This is a genomic window from Salipiger marinus (assembly GCF_035481585.1).
Classification (GTDB): Bacteria; Pseudomonadota; Alphaproteobacteria; order Rhodobacterales; family Rhodobacteraceae; genus Salipiger; species Salipiger marinus.
The window spans coordinates 172,667-188,639 of sequence record NZ_JAYKSL010000004.1 but is presented as its reverse complement, the minus strand read 5'-3'; the positions used below and the strand labels follow the sequence as shown (position 1 = coordinate 188,639).

Here is a 15,973-nt window from a genome sequence, read left to right as displayed (position 1 = left end):
CGGGGCGCAAAAGCATTGCCCCGTGACCGGGATCACAGGGCAATGCCAGAAAATTGTTCGATTTTGCCGGGACTCCGGATTTCAGGAAAAGGCGGCAGTTAGCGCTATTTCCACCATATCGGCAAAAGAGCTTTGACGGTCGGCTGCGGGCAGCGCCTCATGGGTGAGCAGATGATCCGACACGGTCAGAACAGCGAGAGTGCGGACCCCATGGCGCGCGCCTAGATTGTAAAGTTCCGCCGCTTCCATTTCGACGCCCAATATTCCATGACGGGTCATGATCTCGTTCAGGTCGGGGCGTTCGTCGTAAAATACATCCGAGGAATAGATGCCCCCGACATGGCAGCGCGTTCCGCGCGCCATGGCCGCATCCGCCGCCGCACGCAGCAGCGGATAATTGGCGCAGGGGGCAAAGTTCAATTCCCGGAAGATCCCGGAAGAGGGCGTGGACAGCGTGGTGGCGGTCATTGCAAGAATGACATCTCGCAATTGCACATCAGGCTGCATCGCGCCGCAGGAGCCGATCCGGATCAGGGTTTTTGCGCCGTAATCGCGGATCAGTTCATTGGCATAGATCGACAGGCTGGCCATCCCCATGCCGGAGCCATGCACCGTAACGCGGTGGCCCTGCCACAGCCCGGTGAAGCCCAGCATGCCCCGCAGGCGGTTGATGCAGCGCACTTCGGTGAGGAAGGTCTGCGCCACCCATTCCGCGCGCAGCGGATCGCCGGGCATGAGGACGGTTTCCGCCACATCGCCCGGGTCAGCCCCGATATGGATCGTCATCAGATCGCCAGATCCTCGATCGACTTGCCGTTATCCAGCGCTTCGATCACCCAGTTCGGCTTGCGCCCGCGCCCGGTCCAGGTCTGTTCCGGATTGGCGGGATTTGCGTATTTTGCAGCACCCTTGGTGGTTTTGCCGGTGGCGGCGCCAAGGATTTCATCCAGCGAAAACCCGTATTCTTTTGCGGCCTTCTCTGCGGCGCGTTTTGCATCCGCCTTGCGGCGCGCGTCGATGGTTTTCAGGGCCTTTTCCACGTCGGTTCTCAGCTGGATCAGCTCGTCCTTCGAAAGAGAGTCAAGATCTGCGTTCATGGTCTACTCCTTTTTTTATAGCCTTTTGCGAAACTGGCGCTTTTTGCAAGGCCACTGTCTGTGTCAGTTTAAAGAAAATGGTTAAAAAAATGATAACCCGCTCTCGCATTTGGAGAGCGGGCGGCAATTTTTTCAGGATTTAGGCGTTCTGACGCTATGCAGCGGCAAGATCTGCCGGGTCGGCGAGCGTCACGATATCCGCCATGATGGCATTCAGCTCGAAATCCTTGGGAGTATAAACCTTCGCCACGCCCATGGATTTGAGACGGCGGGCATCCTCTTCGGGAATGATGCCGCCGACAATCACCGGAATATGTCCTAATCCGGCCACGCGCATCCGGTCCATCAGATCCTCGACCAGAGGAATATGGCTGCCCGACAGGATCGACAGGCCGACCACATGCGCGCCCTCCTGCGCCGCCGTGACGATCTGTTCCGGGGTCAGGCGGATGCCTTCGTAATCGATCTCCATGCCGCAGTCGCGGGCGCGGAAGGCGATCTGTTCGGCGCCGTTGGAATGCCCGTCAAGGCCCGGCTTGCCCACCAGAAACCGCAGCCGCCGCCCCAGCCGGTCTGACACCGCATCGACGGCGGCACGGATGTCGTCCAGCCCTTCGGTCTTGTTGCTGACGGATTTCGACACGCCGGTGGGGCCGCGATATTCGCCATGCACCGCGCGCATCTGCGCCGCCCATTCGCCGGTGGTGACGCCCGCTCTGGCGCAGAGGATGGAGGCGGGCATGATGTTGCGCCCTTCGGCGGCGGCGGCGCGCAGATCGGCGAGCGCCGCCGTGACCGCCTGCGCGTCGCGCGTCTGTCGCCATGCCTGCAGGCGGCTGATCTGCTCCTGCTCCACCGCCGGATCCACCACCATGATGCCGCCATCCTCGCCCATCAGCGGCGAGGGCTCGCCTTCGGTCCAGCGGTTGACGCCCACCACCACGGTCTGATTGCGTTCGATCCGGTTCAGACGGTCGGCATTGCTGTCCACCAGCCGCGCCTTCATGTAGTCGATCGCGCCGATGGCGCCGCCCATGCTGTCGATATTGGCAAGTTCGGCGCGGGCCTCTTCTTTCAGCGCCTGCACCTTGCGGTCGACCGCCGGGTTGCCATCGAACAGGTCGTCATATTCCAGCAGGTCGGATTCATAGGCGAGGATCTGCTGCATCCGCATCGACCATTGCTGGTCCCACGGGCGGGGCAGGCCAAGCGCCTCGTTCCATGCGGGCAGCTGCACCGCGCGGGCGCGGGCGCGTTTGGACAGGGTCACGGCCAGCATCTCGATCAGGATGCGGTAGACGTTGTTTTCCGGCTGCTGTTCGGTCAGGCCAAGGCTGTTGACCTGAACGCCATAGCGGAACCGCCGGTGCCGCGCGTCGGCCACCCCGTAGCGGTCGCGCAGGATCTCGTCCCACAGATCGACAAAGGCGCGCATCTTGCACATCTCGGTGACAAAGCGGATGCCCGCATTGACGAAAAAGCTGATGCGCCCGCAGAGCGCGGGGAAATCCCCGGGGGCCACGCGCGGGCGCAGATCGTCCAGCACGGCGCAGGCGGTGGCCAGCGCAAAGGCCAGTTCCTGTTCCGGCGTCGCCCCCGCCTCCTGCAGGTGGTAGGAGCAGACGTTCATCGGGTTCCATTTCGGCACATGGCTGTAGCAGTATTCGGCCACGTCCCCGATCATTTTCAGCGAAGGCTTCGGCGGGCAGATATAGGTGCCGCGCGACAGGTATTCCTTGATCAGATCGTTCTGCACCGTGCCCTGAAGCTGCGCGACATCGGCGCCCTGTTCTTCGGCCACCGCGATATAGAGCGCAAGCAGCCATGGCGCCGTGGCATTGATGGTCATCGAGGTGTTCATCTGCTCCAGCGGGATCTGGTCGAACAGCGTGCGCATGTCGCCCAGATGGCAGACCGGCACGCCGACCTTGCCCACCTCGCCACGGGCAAGGATGTGATCGCTGTCATAGCCGGTCTGGGTCGGCAGGTCGAAGGCCACCGACAGCCCGGTCTGACCGCGCGCCAGATTGCTGCGGTAAAGCGCGTTCGAGGCTTGGGCGGTGGAGTGTCCGGCATAGGTGCGGATCAGCCAGGATTTGTCTTTCGAAGCGTCGGTCATGGGGGTCTCCCGCGCGGCGTGAATCGTGAAGCTAATCTTGTTGCGTTTGTGGATTGATAGAAGAAACAAAATGTCCCGTCAATTCGCCGCGCTGCAGCGTCCTGCGCGGAGGGGGTGGAGGCATAAAAACAAGGCTTCGGCGGGGAGTTTCTGCATCCGCTCGGTCATAAAATTACAAAATAGCTACGTTGAAGATTGCAATATTGCGCGACCAAGTTTATCTCCGGGGTTCAGGATCGGCGATTCTGCACTGCGGCGCCGAGGAAGCTGGTTGCAGGACGTTTGCAGGAAGGAGGTTCCCGATGGCTCTGGATACCAAGACCGAGATCGCGCCCTATGACGCGCCGGAGAAAGACCTTTACGAGATTGGCGAGATGCCGCCGCTCGGGTTCGTGCCGAAAAAGATGTATGCTTGGGCGATCCGGCGCGAGCGTCATGGCGAACCCGACGTCTCCTTCCAGCAGGAGGTGGTCGATACATGGTCCATCGACAGTCACGAGGTGCTGGTTCTGGTGATGGCGGCGGGGGTCAATTACAACGGGGTCTGGGCCGGGCTTGGCGTGCCGATCAGCCCGTTTGACGGCCACAAGCAGCCCTATCACATCGCGGGATCCGACGCCTCCGGCATCGTCTGGGCGGTGGGGGACAAGGTGAAGCGCTGGAAAGTCGGCGACGAGGTGGTGATCCACTGCAATCAGGACGATGGCGACGACGAGGAATGCAACGGCGGCGACCCGATGTTCAGCCCGAGCCAGCGCATCTGGGGCTACGAGACCCATGACGGCAGCTTCGCACAGTTCACCCGGGTGCAGGCGCAGCAGCTGATGCCACGGCCCAAGCATCTGACATGGGAGGAAAGCGCCTGCTACACGCTGACGCTGGCCACCGCCTACCGGATGCTGTTCGGGCATGAGCCGCATGACCTGAAGCCGGGGCAGAACGTGCTGGTCTGGGGCGCCTCGGGCGGCTTGGGATCCTATGCGATCCAGCTCATCAACACGGCAGGGGCCAATGCGATCGGGGTGATCTCTGACGAGAGCAAGCGCGAGTTTGTCATGTCCATGGGCGCCAAGGGCGTCATCAACCGCAACGACTTCAAGTGCTGGGGGCAGCTGCCCACCGTCAACACGCCCGAATACACCACTTGGCTCGCCGAGGCGCGCAAGTTCGGCAAGGCGATCTGGGAAATCACCGGCAAGGGCGTCAGCGTCGACATGGTGTTCGAACATCCGGGCGAGGCGACCTTTCCCGTCTCGGCGCTGGTCTGCAAGAAGGGCGGCATGGTGGTGATCTGCGCGGGCACCTCCGGGTTCAACTGCACCTTTGACGTGCGCTACATGTGGATGCACCAGAAGCGGCTGCAGGGCTCGCATTTTGCCCATCTGAAACAGGCTGCCGCCGCCAACCGGCTGATGGTGGACCGCAGGCTGGATCCCTGCATGTCAGAGGTGTTCCCGTGGGACCAGATCCCGGCGGCGCATGTGAAGATGCGGCGCAACCTGCACAAGCCCGGCAACATGTCGGTGCTGGTGCAGGCGCCGCGCACCGGGCTGCGCACCTTCGAGGAGGCGCTGGACGCCAGAAGCTGAGCCGCCTGCGCGCCATCCCCTGCCGCCCGCGATCCGCAATGTCGAATCGCGGGCGGTCCGCGGTCAGGCCCCAGGCGGTGCCGTGGCGGATCAAGCGCTTGCCCCGCGGCACCCCCGCCATTTCTGGGGAGGTAAAATGCGTGAATGGTGGCAAAAGCCCCGACATGGTAGGGTTGTGTTAAGGCATTGTTAACCACTTGAAAGCGAGACTCGTCATGAGACATGACTGGATCATCGACGTTCTGACGGACTTGCAGACCTTCGCCCGCGCCAACAATCTGGAGGCGCTGGCGGGGCAGCTGGACGATACCCGGCTGGTGGCGCAGGTCGAAATCGCGTCGACATCGACGAGGGGCGCGATTGGGCTTTGCGGCGCAACTTCCCGCAGCGGGCGGGTTCCTGGAGCAGCTTGAGGCGGCACGCTCTCTGGAGGATCTGCAGGCGGTCAGCGAAGGGCTGAGGGCGCATTACGGCGTCGATCACCTTGTCTATCACTGGGTCAGCGCCAGCGGCGAACAGTATGGCTGCGGCACCTACAGCCCGGACTGGGTGCAGCGCTACATCGAAAAGGGCTATCTGCGCATCGATCCGGTGGTGCAGGGCTGTTTCCAGCGCTTCCACCCGGTGGACTGGAAGCGGCTCGACTGGTCCTCCAAGGCGGCGCGGGCCTTTCAGAAGGACGCGATTGCGCATGGCGTCGGCAATCAGGGCTTTTCCATCCCGATCCGCGGCCCGAACGGGCAGTTCGCGCTGTTCACGGTCAGTCACAGCTGCCCGGACGAGGACTGGGCGCAGTTCACCGCGCTGCACCGCCGGGACATGATCCTGATGGCGCATACCTTCAACGAAAAGGCGCTGGATCTGGAGCCGGGGCGCAGGCCCGAAGCGGCGCAGCCGCTGTCCCCGCGCGAGATCGAGGCGCTGACCCTGCTGGCGGTGGGCTATTCCCGCGCGCAAGTGGCCGAGACGCTCGCCATCTCCGAACACACGCTGCGGGTCTATGTGGAAAGCGCGCGGTTCAAGCTGGGGGCGATGAACACGGTCCATGCGGTGGCTCGCGCCCTGTCGCGCGGGCTGATCGTGGTCTGAGCCGCCCCCTTTGCGTTAACCTTCCGGTAAGACGGGCGCACGCTGCGGCAGGATTGCGGTGAGACGGGCGCGCGCTCCGCTCAGATCTCGTTCACCGGAGGTTTGCAGGCTGTCTTTCATCATCTTGATGGGAGACAGCCATGATCCGGTATCTTTACGGCGACCAGCTTGCCACGCAGCCCCTGCTGGCGGACAGCATGTTCCGCGACCGCGCCGACCAGTTCCACACGAGGCTGGGCTGGGAGGTGACGGTGGATGCGCAGGGGTTCGAGCGCGACCAGTATGACGCGCTTAACCCGCTTTACGTCCTCTGGCAGAAGCCCTGCGGGCGTCATGGCGGGTCGATGCGGTTCCTGCCCACCACCGGGCGGACCATGGTCAACGAGCATTTCCTGCACCTGACCGAGGGCGTGCGGATCGCCAGCCCGCTGATCTGGGAATGCACCCGGTTCTGCCTTGCCCGCGATGCGGGGCCGGGCGTGGCGGCTGCGCTGATGCTGGCCGGGGGCGAGGTGATGCGCGGGCTGGGGGTGGAGCATTTTGTCGGGGTCTTTGATGCGCGCATGGTGCGGATCTATGGCCGCATCGGCGCCTCGCCCGAGGTGCTGGGGCATCAGGGCGAGGGGCGGGGGCGGATCAGCGTCGGGCTCTGGGGCTATTCCCCCGAGGCGCAGGCGCGGGTGGCCGCAAGCGCCGGGATCGAGCCCGCGCAGTCGCGCCGCTGGTTCGAGGCGGCCTTCGGAGCGGCCCCCGTGGCCCCCGCGGCGGCGGTGCGCGCGGCCTGAGGGGGCCGCTGGACGGAAACAGGGGAGGGGGCTCTGCCCCCTCTTGGCTGCGCCAATTCACCCCCGGAGTTTAGGGGCAAGATGAAAGGGCCGTGCCGCACTCTCTGGTGCTGGCGGTGCGGGGGTTGTAGGGTCGCGGCATGACCGAGACCGCAGCCGCCCTCCGCTTTTCCGAAGATCAGGCCGAAGCCTGGGACCGTGTGGCCGCGATGCTGCGCGAGGCCGGGGTGGACCCCGACGAGGGCACCACCCAGCCCGCGCAGGAAGGCCGGTCGCAGGTGATGGCACTAATGGGCAAGGCCGGGTCGGGCAAGACGCTGCTGTTGTCGGAACTGTGCAAGGCGCTGGAGGCGGCGGGCTGCGAGATCGTTTCCGGCGATTACGAGGCGCGGCGGCGGCGCGAGACGCGGCGGCTCGCCGTGCTCGCGCCCACCAACAAGGCGGCCTCGGTGCTGCGGATGCGCGGCGTGCCCGCCACGACCATTCACCGCATTCTTTATACGCCGGTCTATGATCCCGAATATGAGCGCATCGCCGAATGGCTGATGGGCAATGGCGAGCGGCCCACCGTCGCGGGGCTGGGCGACGAGGCGCTGGACCGTGCCTTTGCCGCGTATCAGGGCCATAAATCCGTGCCCGCGGCACTGGCCGCCGCTGGCCTGCGCGGGTCGGATTTCATCACCGGCTGGAAGCGCCGCGAGGAGCCGCTGGATATCGGCTTTGTCGACGAGGCCTCGATGCTGGACGAGCGGCAGTTCGAGGATCTGCGCGAGATTTTTCCCAATCTGGTGCTGTTCGGCGATCCGGCCCAGCTGGCGCCGGTGAACCAGTCGGGCAAGATGGTGTTCGAGTCCGTCCCCGAGGCGCAGAGAATGGAGCTGAGCCGCATCCACCGGCAGGAGGCGTCGAGCCCCATTCTGGATCTGGCCCATGCGCTGGCTGATCCGGAGGTGGATTTTGCCCGGTTCGAGCGTCTGGTGGAGGAGGCGGCGGCGCGGGATGACCGGGTGGTCTGGGCCGAGCGGGTGGAGGTCGATCTGATGGCGCGCTCGCCGGTGCTGGTCTGGCGCAATGCCACGCGGATCCGGCTGATCGCGGCGTTCCGCGCCGTGCATGGCGCGCCGGAGACCGAATTGCTGGCGGGCGAGCCGCTGGTCTGCGACGGGATCGAGCTGCCGCTCAAGCATCGCAAGAAACGGCTGGATCTGGAGGCGCGGGGCCTGATCAAGGGCGCGCAGGTGGTCTATCTGGGGCCGGGGCGCAAGCCGGGCTTTTCGCGGCTGCATGTGATGGGCGCGCCGGAGCCGCAGCTGTCTGCCGCCTCGATCGTGAAGATCGAGAAGCCGGACGAGGAAGAGCCCTTCATCCCCTTCGCCGCGCGTATGGGCGCCACCTTTCTGCACGGGGCGGCGGTGACCATCCACAAGGCGCAGGGCAGCCAGTGGGAGCAGGTGCAGGTCTTTGCCCCCGACCTTTACGCCGCCGCGCGCATGGGGCGGGTGGAGGCCGGGCAGCCGCTGTGGAAACGTCTGGCCTATGTGGCGATCACCCGCGCCTCGGACCGGCTTTACTGGGTGGTGCGCAACCGGCTGTCAAAGCCCAGCGGACCGCTGCGCGTCGATGATCTGGGGGGTGCGCCCGCGCCGCTGGAACTGGCCATGACGCCGGACGGAGATGCCGCCTGAGCCTTGACGCTGCGTCGCAGAAACCGGACAAGGCGGGGTCAGGAAGAGAGGTGACCCATGGACGAGCGGTTCTTTGAGCCCCCTTACGCCTTTTCGGCGCATATGGGCATGGAAATGGTGGACTGGCGCGAGGGCTATGCCCGGTTCGAACTGGCGCTGCGGCCCGAACACATGAACCGCCATGACAACCTGCATGGCGGCGTGCATGCAACCCTGCTGGACACGGTCATGGGCTATTCGGGCTGCTGGACCGGCGATCCGGAGGTCCGGCAGATGGCGCTGACCCTGTCGTTGAACGTGCAGTATCTGTCGCGCCCGCGCGGCCAGCGGCTGATTGCCGAAGGCACGAAGACCGGTGGCGGCAAGAGCACGTTTTTTGCCGAAGCCCAGATCAGCGACGAGACCGGCGAGGTGGTGGCCAAGGGCACCGGGGTCTTCCGGTATCGCCGCCGCTGAACGCGGTTATTCGCCGGGACGTTTGAGGGAGAAGACCTCGCGCACCACGGCGTAATCGCGATAGCCGAGCCGGGCCAGCGGCTGAAACCGGGTCACGTCGAACATGCCGTCGCTCAGGCAGTCGTCACGCAGATGCACGCCGGTCACCTCGCCGAAGGTGACAAAATTCGCCTCTCCCGGCAGCTGCACGATCTGCGTCACCCGGCATTCGAGCGCGGCGGGGGCCGAGGTCACGCGCGGGCAGTCGATGGTCAGGCATTCCGCCTTTTCCACACCGGCGGCCAGAAATTCATCCTCGCCGGCGGGCAGGGTGGCGGCGCTGCGGTTCATCGCGTCGCGCGCCGCATGTTCGACGATGTTGACGCAGAACACCCCCGCCTCGCGCAGCTGCGCCACCGAATCCTTGGTGCCGTCGCGGTCGGGCTTGGCGGAGGTGGAGGCGAACATCACCTGCGGCGGCACATAGGCCACCGCGTTGAAGAAGGAATAGGGCGCAAGATTGTCGCCGAGCGTGCCGCGCGTGGAAATCCAGCCGATGGGGCGGGGGGTCACGATGGCGTTGAACGGGTTATGCGGCAGGCCATGGCCTTCGGCGGGACGATAGAACATCTGTGCCCTCTCAGCTGTTTGCGCGGATGTGGCCCCCGTGATAGGGGCATCCCCGCCAGAATGCACGGGGAGATCCGCCGCTGTTCACGCTTCATCAGGAAGGCAGGGCCGACAGGCCCGAGGTCGAGAATCTGTATGACCTGAGCTTTGCTCCGGGCCGCACGCTGCTGTCCTCCTACCGGCTGCGCGATGGCGTGGCGCCGGTGGCAGAGTTGTGCCGCGTGGCGCGCGACGAGGGTGGCTTTCTGGGCGGCGCCATCCGCTACTGGCCGGTGCGCATCGGGCGGGCGCAGGCGCTGCTGCTGGGGCCGGTCGCGGTGCATCCTACCGCGCAGGGCGAAGGGCTGGGGGCGGCGCTGATCCGCGACACGCTGGAACGCGCGCGCCTGCTGGAATGGGGCCGGGTCATGCTGGTGGGCGACGAGCCCTATTATTCGCGATTCGGCTTTTCGCGGCTGACCGGGGTGGAGATGCCGCCCCCCACCAATCCCGAGCGGGTTCTGGGGCTGGCGCTGCGGCCCAATGCATGGGCGGGTGTTGCGGGGCAGGTGACGCGGCACGCTTGAAATCGCCGCCCGCGCGACGATCTTCCTATGAGGCACCAAGGAGGATCGCCCATGACCGGAACGGATCTGGTTCCCCTCAGCATCGACGCCGAGCTTTCGGCGCTGGCCCGGCGGCACCGGGCTGCGGGTGGAGTCGGGATGCAGCTGCTCAACATTCTGGGCGGGCAGGCGGAAAACCTGCTGGAACGGCTGCCCGACAAGGTGAAGGAGCGGCTGGAAACCGCGACCTCGCGCGCGCTGGATACGGCGATGAACGCGGCGGCGGGGTCGCGCGGCTGGGTGCCGGACCAGAAGGGCTGGCTGAACACCGCGCTCGCCACCGCCATGGGGGCGGCGGGCGGTGCGGGCGGCCTGCCCACGGCGCTGGCCGAACTGCCGGTCACCGTGACGGTGCTGCTGCGCACGATTCAGGGCATCGCGGTGGAATACGGCTTTGATCCCGACGATCCGGAGGTGCGGCGCGACTGTCTGGCGGTCTTCGCCTCGGCGGGGCCACTGTCGGGGGATGACGGATCCGATCTGGGCTTCCTGTCGGCGCGGGTCACGCTGACCGGGGCCACCGTGCACGGGGTGATCGGCAAGGTGGCGCCGAAGCTGGCCACGACGCTGGGCCAGAAGCTGGCGGCGCAGACCATCCCCCTGCTGGGGGCGGCGGCGGGGGCCGCGACCAATTACGCCTATACCAGCTATTACCAGCAGATGGCGCATGTGCAGTTCGGCCTGCGCCGCCTGTCGCAGGACAGCGGTCGCCCGCGCGAGGAACTGGTGGCGCAGCTGCGTCAGCGGCTGCTGCAGCGTTAACCGGATCTTTGGGTTAACGCCCTAGACAGGGGCGGCGGAGGGGCAAAAGCCTGCCGCAGCGGTCCGGTCCCGCCAGCGCCGTGCGAGACATCGCGCCACGCGTCTGGGTCAGGGGGAACAAGGCCGACAGCCCTGCGCAAAACGTGCAGGCAGTGTCACGCGCCAGAAGGCCGGGGCACGCATAAGAAACTCTTCGCCCGGTGCTGCCGGGGGGCTCTGGCGGGCCGGGCGATTTTAGGACAGCAGGCGCGGCAGGGCTCAGCCCTGCCAGCGCATGAACTCCATCACATGTTCGCGCACCGACTGGTCGCCCCGTTCGCGCGCGTCGCAGATCACCTGATAAAGCGCATCCAGATTGGTGCGCATCAGCAGGCTTTTCACCGGCCCGATGGAGGCCGGGCGCATCGACAGCCGCCGCAGCCCGATGGCGGCCAGACAGACCGCCTCGATCGGGCGGCCCGCATCCTCGCCACAGAAGGACAGCGGCGTGCCGGTCGATTCGCAGCGTTTCACGATCTCTTCAAGGAAGGTCAGGAAGCTGACATTCAGCGTGTCATAGCGCCGCCGCACCCGTTCGTTTTCGCGGTCGGCGGCAAAGAAGAACTGCTTCAGGTCATTGCCGCCGATGGAGATGAACTCCACATCCTCGAAGAACTTCTTCGAGGCATAGGCAAGGCTGGGGGTTTCCAGCATGGTGCCCACGGTGATCTTTTCCGGCACCACATGGCCCAGCTTGCGTTCGATCGCCACGGCCTTGTCGACCTCGGCGCGGGCGGCGCGGAATTCGTCATACTGCGCGACAAAGGGGAACATCAGCGTCAGCGGGCGGCCTTCGGTGGCGCGCAGCAGCGCCTGTAGCTGCATCCGCATCACGCCCGGACGGTCCAGCCCCACCCGGATCGCCCGCCAGCCAAGCGCCGGGTTGGGCTCGTCGGTGGGCTTCATATAGGGCAGCACCTTGTCCGATCCGATGTCCAGCGTGCGGAACACCACCGGGCGCTCGCCCGCCGCCGCCAGCACCCGCTTGTAGACCGCGACCAGTTCGGTGCGGCGCGGCATCTTGTTGCGGACAAGGAACTGCAGCTCGGTGCGGAACAGGCCCACGCCCTCGGCGCCGGAATTGGTCAGCGAGGGCAGGTCGGCCAGCAGGCCCGCGTTCATGTGCAGCTCCACCCGCTTGCCGCAGGTGGTGATGGCGGGCTTGCCCCGGATCGAGGCATAGCGTTCCTGCGCCTGCGCCTGCATCGCGATCTTGTCGCGGAAGGCCGACACGATGGTGTCATCGGGGCGCAGATGCACCACGCCCTGATCGCCATCCACAATGACATGGTCGCCGTTCAGCGCCTCGGTGGTGATGCGGGCCACGTTGATGACCAGCGGAATGGCCAGCGCGCGGGCGACGATGGCGGCATGGCTGCCGACCGAGCCTTCCTCCAGAATGATGCCGCGCAGCTGCCGCCCGTAATCCAGCAATTCGCCGGGGCCGATGTTGCGCGCCACAAGGATGGGATCGGCGGGCAGGGTGGCGCCGGTTTCAGAGCCTTGCCCGGTCAGGATGCGCAGCAGCCGGTTCGACAGGTCATCAAGATCGTGCAGTCGCTCGCGCAGGTAATTGTCCGACACCTGCGCCATGCGGGCGCGGGCCTGCGACTGTTCCTTTTCCACCGCCGCCTCGGCGGACAGGCCACGCGCGATGTCCTCTTCCATGCGCCGCCGCCAGCCCTTGGAATTGGCGAACATGCGGTAGGCTTCCAGCACCTCCAGCTGTTCGGCATCGGCGCTGGCCCCGGCCAGCATTTCGTCGACGCCGACCCGCAGCCGTTCGATGGCGGCGCCCAGCCGTTCGAGTTCGCGCACCGGATCATCGGCCACAAGGTTGGTGACCACCACGCGCGGCTCGTGCAGCCAGATATGGCCCTCGGCGGTGCCTTCCTGACCGGTGCCGCCGCGCAGCATGGCGGGCTGGGTGTGGCGCGCGGTCAGCGCCGCACCCTCGCCGACAAAGGCGCCCAGTTCGGTCATTTCGGCCAGCACCATGGCGACCACTTCCAGCGCATAGACCTCGTCAGAGGTGAATTCGCGCTTCACCTTGGTCTGCACCACCAGCACGCCCAGCTTTTCGCCAAGCCGCTGGATCGGCACGCCAAGGAAGGAGGAATAAATCTCTTCGCCGGTCTCGGGCATGTAGCGGAAGCCGCGGGCGGAGGGGGCATCGGCGGTGTTCACCACCTTGCCGGTGCGGGCCACCCGGCCCACCAGCCCTTCACCAAGCCGCATCCGGGTCTGGTGCACGGCCTCTTTCTTGAGACCCTCGGTCGCGCAAAGCTCCAGCGTCTCCTCGTCGCGGAAGAGATAGATGGAGCAGACCTCGGTGCCCATGGAATCGGCGGTCAGATGGGTGATCTTGTCGAGGCGCGCCTGCCCGGCGGCATCCTCGGCCATGGTGTCGCGCAGCCGCCCCAGCAGCTTGCGGCTTTCACTCTCGAGACCGTCGGCCATGGCGCCCTCGCTCCTTCTTGCTCCAGCTACCAGCTATAGGCGAGCGGGACTGGGGAGGGAAAGGCCTTGTGACCCCGGCAGGCGGCATCCGGGGGCGGATACCGCCTGTTTGCGTCCGGCCTCAGGCGGCCTTGTCCAGATCGAAGGCATCGTGCAGCGCCTGCACGGCCAGTTCCATGTATTTCCGTTCGATCAGGACAGAGATCTTGATCTCGGACGTGGTGATGACCTGAATGTTGATGTTCTCGTCCGAGAGCACCTTGAACATCTTCGCGGCGACCCCGGCGGCAGAGCGCATGCCGATGCCCACCACCGACACCTTGGCCACGTCGCGTTCGGATTCGAGCTTGTCGAAGTTCAGGATCCCCGCCGCCTTGGCATCGTCCAGCGCCTTTTCGGCGCGGGCCACCTGATTGACCGGGCAGGAGAAAGTCATGTCGGTCACCCCGCCCACATGGCCCTTGTAGTTCAGTTCCGACACGTTCTGCACGATCATGTCGACATTCACGCCCGCATCGGCCAGCGTGCCGAAGATCGCCGCGGCGATGCCGGGGCGGTCCTCGATGGTGACGAGGGTCATCTTGGCCTCGTCGCGCGAAAAGGCCACACCGGCCACAACCTTGGATTCCATGATATCCTCCTCGTCGCAGACGAGCGTTCCGCCCTCGTCGGACATTTCCTCGAAGCTCGACAGCACGCGCAGCTTCACCTTGTAGCGCATTGCCAGTTCCACCGACCGCGTCTGCAGCACCTTGGCCCCGAGCGAGGCCAGTTCCAGCATCTCTTCGAAGCTGATTCGGTCCAGCTTGCGGGCCTTTTCGCAGATCCGCGGATCGGTCGTGTAGACGCCGTCCACATCGGTATAGATGTCGCAGCGTTCGGCGTCGAAGGCGGCGGCAAAGGCCACGGCGGTGGTGTCCGACCCGCCCCGGCCCAGCGTGGTGATGCGGCCCTCGGGGCTGACGCCCTGAAAGCCCGCGACCACGGCCACTTTCATGCCTTCGGCGAACTTGCGCAGGATGTTGTCGGAGGGAATTTCCTCGATCCGCGCGGAGCTGTGGGCGGAGGTGGTCTTCACCGGCACCTGCCAGCCCTGCCAGCTGCGGGCGGGGATGTCCATTTCCTGCAGGGTCAGCGCCATCAGACCGGCGGTGACGTTTTCGCCGGAGCTGACCACGGCGTCATATTCGCGGGCGTCGAACAGCGGCGAGGTTTCCTCGACATAGCCCACCAGCTTGTTGGTCTCGCCCGACATGGCAGAGACGATGACGATCACGTCATAGCCCTTGGCCACTTCGACGCCGACGCGCTTGGCAGCCCGGCGGATACGGTCCAGCGTGGCGACAGAAGTGCCGCCGAATTTCATCACGAGAACGGGCATGGGTCTTTCCCCGGGGGTCGTCAGAGTCCGCGCGCGGTTTACGCGCAGGGAAGATGCTGCGCAAGAGGCGCCGTGCGGCGGTCAGAACGGCGCTGCGGCGCGGAATTTGTGGCCAAGCCCGCCATCGGGATGACGCAGGCGCAGCTCTTCGGCATGCAGCATCAGGCGTGGATGCTCGGCGGCGGTGTCGGGGGCGTAGAACGGATCGCCAAGGATCGGATGCCCCAGCGCCAGCATATGCACGCGAAGCTGGTGGCTGCGCCCGGTCAGCGGCATCAGATGCACGCGGGTTTCGGCATCGCTGGCCTTGATGACCCGCCAGTCGGTCTGGGCGGGGCGGCCCGTCTCGTGATCGACCTTCTGCAGCGGGCGGTTGGGCCAGTCCACGATCAGCGGCAGATCGACCTGCCCGGTCTTGGGCTCCAGCCGTCCGGCGACGCGGGCGAGATAGGTCTTCTTGGTGCGGCGGTGTTCGAACTGCAGCCCCAGATGGCGCTGCGCATGCGGGGTCAGGGCAAAGACCATCACGCCCGAGGTGTCGCGGTCCAGCCGGTGCACCAGCAGCACGGTGGGAAAGGCGGTGCGGAGCCGCGCGATCAGGCAGTCGGCCAGATCCGGGCCCTTGCCCGGCACCGACAGCAGGCCCGCAGGTTTGTCGACCACGAGGATTTCATGATCGGCATGCAGGATGGGGATGTCGCCCGAAGGCGGGGAATAGGCGGCGCTCATGGCGCCGTCCCTGCCATCGGGCGCGCGGCGGTGCAAGGTGGTCGGGCCATCTGCGCTGCCCTTCCGTCAGCGCGCGAAGGTGGCGTCGAGGATCGCCTGCAGCGCGCGCGCGTCGTCTTCGGTGAAGGCGTCTGGCTGGTCGCTGTCCAGATCCAGCACCGCGATCAGCGCGCCCGTGGCATCGCGCACCGGCAGCACCAGTTCGGACCGGGTCGAGCTGGCGCAGGCGATATGGCCGGGAAAGGCGTCGACATCGGGCACCAGCTGCGCCGTGCCGCTGCGCGCGCAGGCGCCGCAGACGCCACGCTCGAACGGGATGACCAGACAGCCATGCCCGCCCTGATAGGGGCCGATCTTCAGCAGGCCGGGTTCGGTGACGCGGTAGAAGCCGGTCCAGTCGAAGCGGTCATCGGCGTGATGGATTTCGCAGGCGAGCGTCGCCATCAGCGCGACGCTGTCGGTTTCGCCTTCGGTCAGCGCGGCGATGGTCTGCGCCAGTGTGGGGTAGTGGACGGACATGAGGAGCCTTTCGCCTGAGACATCGCGCGGGGGCGCTGCCCCCGCACCC

General features: G+C 65.9%; 16 protein-coding genes. 8 read left to right on the top strand and 8 right to left on the bottom strand.

The window, feature by feature from the left end; genetic code table 11:
• Positions 1-81 precede the first annotated feature (81 nt).
• The 3 genes from deoD to VK682_RS07375 form a co-directional block, all read right to left on the bottom strand.
• On the bottom strand, positions 82-786 hold the full coding sequence (deoD, locus tag VK682_RS07385; RefSeq protein WP_230797331.1) for a purine-nucleoside phosphorylase: 705 nt from the start codon (positions 784-786) through the stop codon (positions 82-84).
• The gene (locus VK682_RS07380) at positions 786-1,097 is read right to left on the bottom strand and encodes an H-NS histone family protein (protein WP_089845839.1); all 312 of its coding nucleotides are present in this window, start codon (positions 1,095-1,097) and stop codon (positions 786-788) included. Before VK682_RS07380 ends, deoD begins: the two co-directional genes overlap by 1 nt.
• 154 nt (positions 1,098-1,251) lie before the next feature.
• On the bottom strand, positions 1,252-3,216 hold the full coding sequence (locus VK682_RS07375; protein WP_230797329.1) for an ethylmalonyl-CoA mutase: 1,965 nt from the start codon (positions 3,214-3,216) through the stop codon (positions 1,252-1,254).
• 302 nt (positions 3,217-3,518) lie between these two features.
• Here VK682_RS07375 and ccrA point away from each other — a divergent pair, with 302 nt between their 5' ends.
• From ccrA to VK682_RS07345, 6 genes are all read left to right on the top strand, one after another.
• Positions 3,519-4,805, top strand: coding sequence for a crotonyl-CoA carboxylase/reductase (ccrA, locus tag VK682_RS07370; protein ID WP_089845837.1), 1,287 nt, complete (start codon positions 3,519-3,521; stop codon positions 4,803-4,805).
• Between the two features lie 215 nt (positions 4,806-5,020).
• Positions 5,021-5,218, top strand: coding sequence for a hypothetical protein (locus tag VK682_RS07365; protein ID WP_089845836.1), 198 nt, complete (start codon positions 5,021-5,023; stop codon positions 5,216-5,218).
• Positions 5,166-5,894, top strand: coding sequence for a helix-turn-helix transcriptional regulator (locus VK682_RS07360; protein WP_230797328.1), 729 nt, complete (start codon positions 5,166-5,168; stop codon positions 5,892-5,894). The genes VK682_RS07365 and VK682_RS07360 overlap by 53 nt, the downstream gene beginning before the upstream one ends.
• Positions 5,895-6,034: 140 nt before the next feature.
• Complete coding sequence (locus tag VK682_RS07355) at positions 6,035-6,679, top strand: acyl-homoserine-lactone synthase (RefSeq protein WP_230797327.1); 645 nt, start codon at positions 6,035-6,037, stop codon at positions 6,677-6,679.
• Positions 6,680-6,819: 140 nt separating this feature from the next.
• Positions 6,820-8,364, top strand: coding sequence for an ATP-dependent DNA helicase (locus VK682_RS07350; protein ID WP_230797326.1), 1,545 nt, complete (start codon positions 6,820-6,822; stop codon positions 8,362-8,364).
• Between the two features lie 57 nt (positions 8,365-8,421).
• The gene (locus tag VK682_RS07345; protein WP_230797325.1) at positions 8,422-8,820 is read left to right on the top strand and encodes a PaaI family thioesterase; all 399 of its coding nucleotides are present in this window, start codon (positions 8,422-8,424) and stop codon (positions 8,818-8,820) included.
• Between the two features lie 6 nt (positions 8,821-8,826).
• On the opposite strand, the gene VK682_RS07340 is transcribed toward VK682_RS07345, so the two are convergent.
• Positions 8,827-9,429, bottom strand: coding sequence for a flavin reductase family protein (locus tag VK682_RS07340; RefSeq protein ID WP_230797324.1), 603 nt, complete (start codon positions 9,427-9,429; stop codon positions 8,827-8,829).
• Between the two features lie 80 nt (positions 9,430-9,509).
• On the opposite strand from VK682_RS07340, the gene VK682_RS07335 reads away from it, so the two are divergent.
• Positions 9,510-9,995, top strand: coding sequence for a GNAT family N-acetyltransferase (locus VK682_RS07335; RefSeq protein WP_089845830.1), 486 nt, complete (start codon positions 9,510-9,512; stop codon positions 9,993-9,995).
• A 51-nt stretch (positions 9,996-10,046) separates the two neighbouring features.
• Complete coding sequence (locus VK682_RS07330; RefSeq protein WP_089845829.1) at positions 10,047-10,796, top strand: EcsC family protein; 750 nt, start codon at positions 10,047-10,049, stop codon at positions 10,794-10,796.
• Positions 10,797-11,054: 258 nt separating this feature from the next.
• Here VK682_RS07330 and ptsP read toward each other — a convergent pair whose 3' ends face one another.
• The 4 genes from ptsP to VK682_RS07310 form a co-directional block, all read right to left on the bottom strand.
• Entirely contained in the window at positions 11,055-13,295 is a 2,241-nt protein-coding gene (gene ptsP, locus VK682_RS07325) for a phosphoenolpyruvate--protein phosphotransferase (RefSeq protein ID WP_324781612.1), read from the bottom strand.
• A 121-nt stretch (positions 13,296-13,416) separates the two neighbouring features.
• Positions 13,417-14,676, bottom strand: a complete 1,260-nt coding sequence (locus VK682_RS07320) for an aspartate kinase (RefSeq protein WP_089845827.1) — start codon at positions 14,674-14,676, stop codon at positions 13,417-13,419.
• 81 nt (positions 14,677-14,757) lie between these two features.
• Positions 14,758-15,405 (bottom strand): pseudouridine synthase, encoded by a 648-nt coding sequence (locus VK682_RS07315; RefSeq protein WP_089845826.1) that lies wholly within the window; start codon positions 15,403-15,405, stop codon positions 14,758-14,760.
• A 66-nt stretch (positions 15,406-15,471) separates the two neighbouring features.
• Positions 15,472-15,924, bottom strand: a complete 453-nt coding sequence (locus tag VK682_RS07310; RefSeq protein ID WP_230795422.1) for a free L-methionine (R)-S-oxide reductase MsrC — start codon at positions 15,922-15,924, stop codon at positions 15,472-15,474.
• Positions 15,925-15,973 lie beyond the last annotated feature (49 nt).

Excerpts from the sequence above, each read along its gene's own strand:
- VK682_RS07355 (WP_230797327.1), top strand. The coding sequence starts at position 6,035 with ATGATCCGGTATCTTTACGGCGACCAGCTTGCCACGCAGCCCCTGCTG.
- VK682_RS07340 (WP_230797324.1), bottom strand. The coding sequence starts at position 9,429 with ATGTTCTATCGTCCCGCCGAAGGCCATGGCCTGCCGCATAACCCGTTC.
- VK682_RS07330 (WP_089845829.1), top strand. The coding sequence starts at position 10,047 with ATGACCGGAACGGATCTGGTTCCCCTCAGCATCGACGCCGAGCTTTCG.
- ccrA (WP_089845837.1), top strand. The coding sequence starts at position 3,519 with ATGGCTCTGGATACCAAGACCGAGATCGCGCCCTATGACGCGCCGGAG.
- VK682_RS07315 (WP_089845826.1), bottom strand. The coding sequence starts at position 15,405 with ATGAGCGCCGCCTATTCCCCGCCTTCGGGCGACATCCCCATCCTGCAT.
- VK682_RS07365 (WP_089845836.1), top strand. The coding sequence starts at position 5,021 with ATGAGACATGACTGGATCATCGACGTTCTGACGGACTTGCAGACCTTC.
- VK682_RS07350 (WP_230797326.1), top strand. The coding sequence starts at position 6,820 with ATGACCGAGACCGCAGCCGCCCTCCGCTTTTCCGAAGATCAGGCCGAA.
- VK682_RS07310 (WP_230795422.1), bottom strand. The coding sequence starts at position 15,924 with ATGTCCGTCCACTACCCCACACTGGCGCAGACCATCGCCGCGCTGACC.
- VK682_RS07345 (WP_230797325.1), top strand. The coding sequence starts at position 8,422 with ATGGACGAGCGGTTCTTTGAGCCCCCTTACGCCTTTTCGGCGCATATG.
- VK682_RS07380 (WP_089845839.1), bottom strand. The coding sequence starts at position 1,097 with ATGAACGCAGATCTTGACTCTCTTTCGAAGGACGAGCTGATCCAGCTG.
- VK682_RS07320 (WP_089845827.1), bottom strand. The coding sequence starts at position 14,676 with ATGCCCGTTCTCGTGATGAAATTCGGCGGCACTTCTGTCGCCACGCTG.
- deoD (WP_230797331.1), bottom strand. The coding sequence starts at position 786 with ATGACGATCCATATCGGGGCTGACCCGGGCGATGTGGCGGAAACCGTC.
- VK682_RS07375 (WP_230797329.1), bottom strand. The coding sequence starts at position 3,216 with ATGACCGACGCTTCGAAAGACAAATCCTGGCTGATCCGCACCTATGCC.
- ptsP (WP_324781612.1), bottom strand. The coding sequence starts at position 13,295 with ATGGCCGACGGTCTCGAGAGTGAAAGCCGCAAGCTGCTGGGGCGGCTG.